The sequence below is a fragment of the Enterobacter sp. PP-008-ECC_S150 genome, from assembly GCF_045257065.1.
GTDB classification, from domain to species: Bacteria; Pseudomonadota; Gammaproteobacteria; order Enterobacterales; family Enterobacteriaceae; genus Enterobacter; species Enterobacter chengduensis.
This window is the reverse complement of record NZ_JBJHHG010000055.1, coordinates 1-3,344: the sequence shown is the minus strand read 5'-3', so window position 1 is coordinate 3,344 and position 3,344 is coordinate 1. Positions and strand designations below refer to the sequence as shown.

The following is a 3,344-nucleotide window of genomic DNA, read 5'->3' as shown; positions in this document are numbered from 1 at the left end:
CAGAGCGGAACTGAGCGAAAGCGAGAAGAGAATCAGCGCCGCCATCCTCGACCACGACCGGAAGCTGTCCTCAGCCATGAGCCAGCGCACGAAAGGGATGCTGCGCATGGTCAGCCAGACGTGGCTGACCATCGTTCTGGTCTCCGCGCTGCTGATAGCGTCGAGCGCGGGCATTCTGTGGTGGCAGGGGCAGCAGATACTCGAGAACTATACGACCATCCGGGAGCAGAAGAGCACGCAGGCCATGCTGTCAGAGAGGAACAGCGGCGTACAGCTCTCGACCTGCGGCGAGCAGAGACGCCGCTGCGTGAGGGTGAACCCGGAAGCGGGACAGTTCGGAGAGGACTCGAGCTGGATGATACTGGCGGGGAAATAGCACATGACGGAGCTGGAAAAACAGTTGCTGAGCGCATTAGAGCAGCTACAGCAGGACTACTCGAAAAGGCTGGACGAGTGGGAGAACGCCTTCGCGGAATGGCGGACGATGTCTGGTCTTATTCAACGGGAGAACGCGGCGCTGAACGAGCGCGTCACGGTCTTGAGCAGGCAGGTGCAGAGTTTGAGCGAGCAGCTGCGCCGGTTGTCGAAAGGCTGAACGCGATAGAAACTCACCGGCAGCAGGAGCGGGCGGTGCAGCACCAGAAAGCGCTGGAGCTGGAACGATCGCAGTGGCAGCATCATGGTCCTTCGCTATGATAAGCCGGGTTCTATTAATTAGTTGTTATGTAAAGATATTTAAATTTTTCAACATGAGGTATTTTTATGAATACATATATTTTCCTGGGAGGGGCTATTGTGGCTGAAGTCATAGGCACCACCTTTATGAAATATTCAGAAGGATTTACACGCCTGTGGCCGTCTGTAGGAACTGCAATAAGTTATTGCGCTGCCTTTTATCTGCTTTCCCAAACATTGGAAAATATACCTACCGGTATTGCTTACGCAATTTGGTCTGGTGCGGGAATTGTACTAATAAGCCTAGCTGGTTGGTTGGTTAGCGGTCAAAAACTTGATTGGCCCGCAATTGCAGGAATGTTCCTTATTTGCGTTGGAGTTTTGGTTATTAATATTTTTTCAAAATCTTCTGCGCATTAACTTTTTACCGAAGCATATTGGCCAAAGCAAAAGGATTTCCTTGAGATCCTTTCTTTCTGCGCGTAATCTTTTTCCCTGTAAACAAAAAAACCACCGCTACCAACGGTGGTTCGTTTGCCGGAATTCAGAGCTACCAACTCTTTGTTCCGATGGTAACTGGCTTTCACGGAGCGCAGATACCTAAACTGTCCTTTCAGTGTAGCCGCACTCAGGCTTTCACTTCAAGAACTCTGTAGGCATTCTCTACAATCTCTGCTCCGTGAACCCAGTTACCAATGGCTACCGCCACTGGCGATTTGTCGTGTCTTTCCGGGTTGGACTCAAGTTGATAGTTACCGGAACGGGCGTGGTAGTCGGACTGAACGGGGGGTTCGTGCATACAGTCCATCCTGGAGCGAACTGCCTACCCGGAACCGAGTTTCAGGCGTGGAATGAGAAACCGCGGCCATAACAGCGGAATGACACCGGTAAACCGAAAGGCAGGAATGCGGGGGAGCACGAGGGAGCCACCAGGGGGAAACGCCTGGTATCTTTAAGCCGCATCGGGTTTCGCCACCGCTGATTTGAGCGTCATTTTCGTGATACTCGTCAGGGGGGCGGAGCCTATGGAAAAACGGCAACTCCGCATCCTTTTCTTGGCCTTTCCTGCTTCGAGCGGCATTTGCTTATCCCGTAATCTGTGAGCTGGTAACGCCCGCCGCAGTCTCACGGCAGGAGCGTAGCGACCGAGTGAGCGAGGAGGCGTCATTTCATCACCACCTGCATTTTGCACTTACGCCCGGCAGCCGCATTTTTCCCCTGTCACATGAAGCACTTTCATAAATTGCCACTCCGTCATAACATGTTTAGCCAGTATACACTCCGCTAGCGCTACGTGACTGGTTCAGGGCTGCGCCCCGAAACCCGCTAAAACCACTGCCGCGCCTGCGGCTTGTCCAACACCGTGCCGACCGGGAAAAGATTTCCCGTCCGTCCCGGCGTTATCAGGAGGCCGGATTGGCAGACAAACGCAGCAAAATGCTCACCATGTGGGTGACTGAGGACGAGCACCGGCGTCTGCTGGAGCGCTGCGAGGGTAAGCAACTCGCGGCCTGGATGCGGCAGACGTGCCTGGACGAGAAGCCCGCACGCGCCGGCAAACTTCCGTCGATCTCGCCGGCGCTGCTTCGTCAGCTTGCCGGCATGGGGAACAACCTTAACCAGATTGCCCGCCAGGTTAACGCCGGTGGTGGAAGCGGACACGACCGCGTGCAGATTGTCGCCGCGCTGATGGCCATCGATGCCGGACTCGAGCGGTTGCGGCATGCCGTACTGGAAAAGGGTGCTGATGATGATCGTTAAGTTTCATCCTCGGGGGCGCGGCGGCGGCGGCGGGCCGGTCGATTATCTGCTGGGTAAAGATCGCCAGCGCGACGGCGCCAGCGTTCTGCAGGGGAAGCCGGATGAAGTCCGGGAGCTTATCGACGCCTCGCCCTACGCCAAAAAGTACACTTCCGGCGTTCTGTCTTTTGCCGAACAGGATTTACCGCCCGGCCAGCGCGAAAAGCTGATGGCGAGTTTCGAGCGGGTTCTGATGCCCGGACTCGATAAAGACCAGTACAGCGTGCTGTGGGTTGAGCACCGGGACAAGGGGCGGCTGGAGCTGAACTTCCTGATCCCGAACACGGAGCTTCTGACCGGCAAGCGGCTACAGCCGTATTACGACCGCGCCGACCGTCCGCGCATCGATGCCTGGCAGACCATAGTGAACGGCAGGCTGGGGCTGCATGACCCGAACGCGCCGGAGAACCGGCGGGTGCTGGTCTCGCCTTCCGCGCTGCCGGAAGCGAAGCAGGAAGCCGCCCAGGCGATTACGAGCGGCCTGCTTGCCCTTGCCTCATCCGGGGAGCTGAAAACGCGTCAGGACGTCACTGAGGCGCTGGAAAGCGCAGGTTTTGAGGTGGTGCGCACCACAAAAAGCAGCATCAGCATTGCCGACCCGGACGGGGGGCGAAACATCCGACTGAAGGGAGCCATCTATGAACAGTCTTTTAACGCTGGCGAAGGACTTAGAGCAGAAATCGAAAGCGCAGCAGCAGACTACCGGCGAGATGCTGAAAGCCGCATTCAGCGAGCACGAGAAGTCTGTCAGAGCGGAACTGAGCGAAAGCGAGAAGAGAATCAGCGCCGCCATCCTCGACCACGACCGGAAGCTGTCCTCAGCCATGAGCCAGCGCACGAAAGGGATGCTGCGCATGGTCAGCCAGACG

The 3,344-nt window shown here is 56.5% G+C and carries 6 protein-coding genes and 1 pseudogene; 6 read left to right on the top strand and 1 reads right to left on the bottom strand.

Translation table 11 applies throughout. The features are described 5' to 3' along the window. The first annotated feature begins 76 nt into the window (after positions 1 to 76). The 3 genes from ACJBF3_RS25920 to ACJBF3_RS25910 all read left to right on the top strand — a co-directional run bounded on the left by ACJBF3_RS25920 (position 77) and on the right by ACJBF3_RS25910 (position 1,095). Positions 77 to 376, top strand: coding sequence for a hypothetical protein (locus ACJBF3_RS25920; RefSeq protein WP_227515325.1), 300 nt, complete (start codon positions 77 to 79; stop codon positions 374 to 376). A gap of 3 nt (positions 377 to 379) precedes the next feature. Continuing rightward, the gene (locus ACJBF3_RS25915; protein WP_024195375.1) at positions 380 to 595 is read left to right on the top strand and encodes an MbeD family mobilization/exclusion protein; all 216 of its coding nucleotides are present in this window, start codon (positions 380 to 382) and stop codon (positions 593 to 595) included. A gap of 167 nt (positions 596 to 762) precedes the next feature. Further along, positions 763 to 1,095 (top strand): EmrE family multidrug efflux SMR transporter, encoded by a 333-nt coding sequence (locus tag ACJBF3_RS25910; RefSeq protein WP_001099531.1) that lies wholly within the window; start codon positions 763 to 765, stop codon positions 1,093 to 1,095. 208 nt (positions 1,096 to 1,303) lie between these two features. Here the strand turns inward: ACJBF3_RS25910 and ACJBF3_RS25905 are convergent, their stop codons facing one another. Then, positions 1,304 to 1,474: a hypothetical protein gene (locus ACJBF3_RS25905; RefSeq protein WP_004193911.1), complete on the bottom strand. Its 171-nt coding sequence runs from the start codon at positions 1,472 to 1,474 to the stop codon at positions 1,304 to 1,306. Between the two features lie 638 nt (positions 1,475 to 2,112). On the opposite strand from ACJBF3_RS25905, the gene ACJBF3_RS25900 reads away from it, so the two are divergent. The 3 genes and pseudogenes from ACJBF3_RS25900 to ACJBF3_RS25890 form a co-directional block, all read left to right on the top strand. Further along, positions 2,113 to 2,436 (top strand): MobC family plasmid mobilization relaxosome protein, encoded by a 324-nt coding sequence (locus tag ACJBF3_RS25900; RefSeq protein WP_004193914.1) that lies wholly within the window; start codon positions 2,113 to 2,115, stop codon positions 2,434 to 2,436. Continuing rightward, positions 2,375 to 2,743 (top strand): annotated as a pseudogene (locus ACJBF3_RS25895) (hypothetical protein); the annotation flags it as partial. The gene ACJBF3_RS25900 and the pseudogene ACJBF3_RS25895, both read left to right, overlap by 62 nt. A gap of 370 nt (positions 2,744 to 3,113) precedes the next feature. Continuing rightward, positions 3,114 to 3,344, top strand: a 231-nt coding sequence (locus ACJBF3_RS25890; RefSeq protein WP_308873331.1) for an MbeB family mobilization protein, incomplete at its 3' end; no start/stop codon positions are given.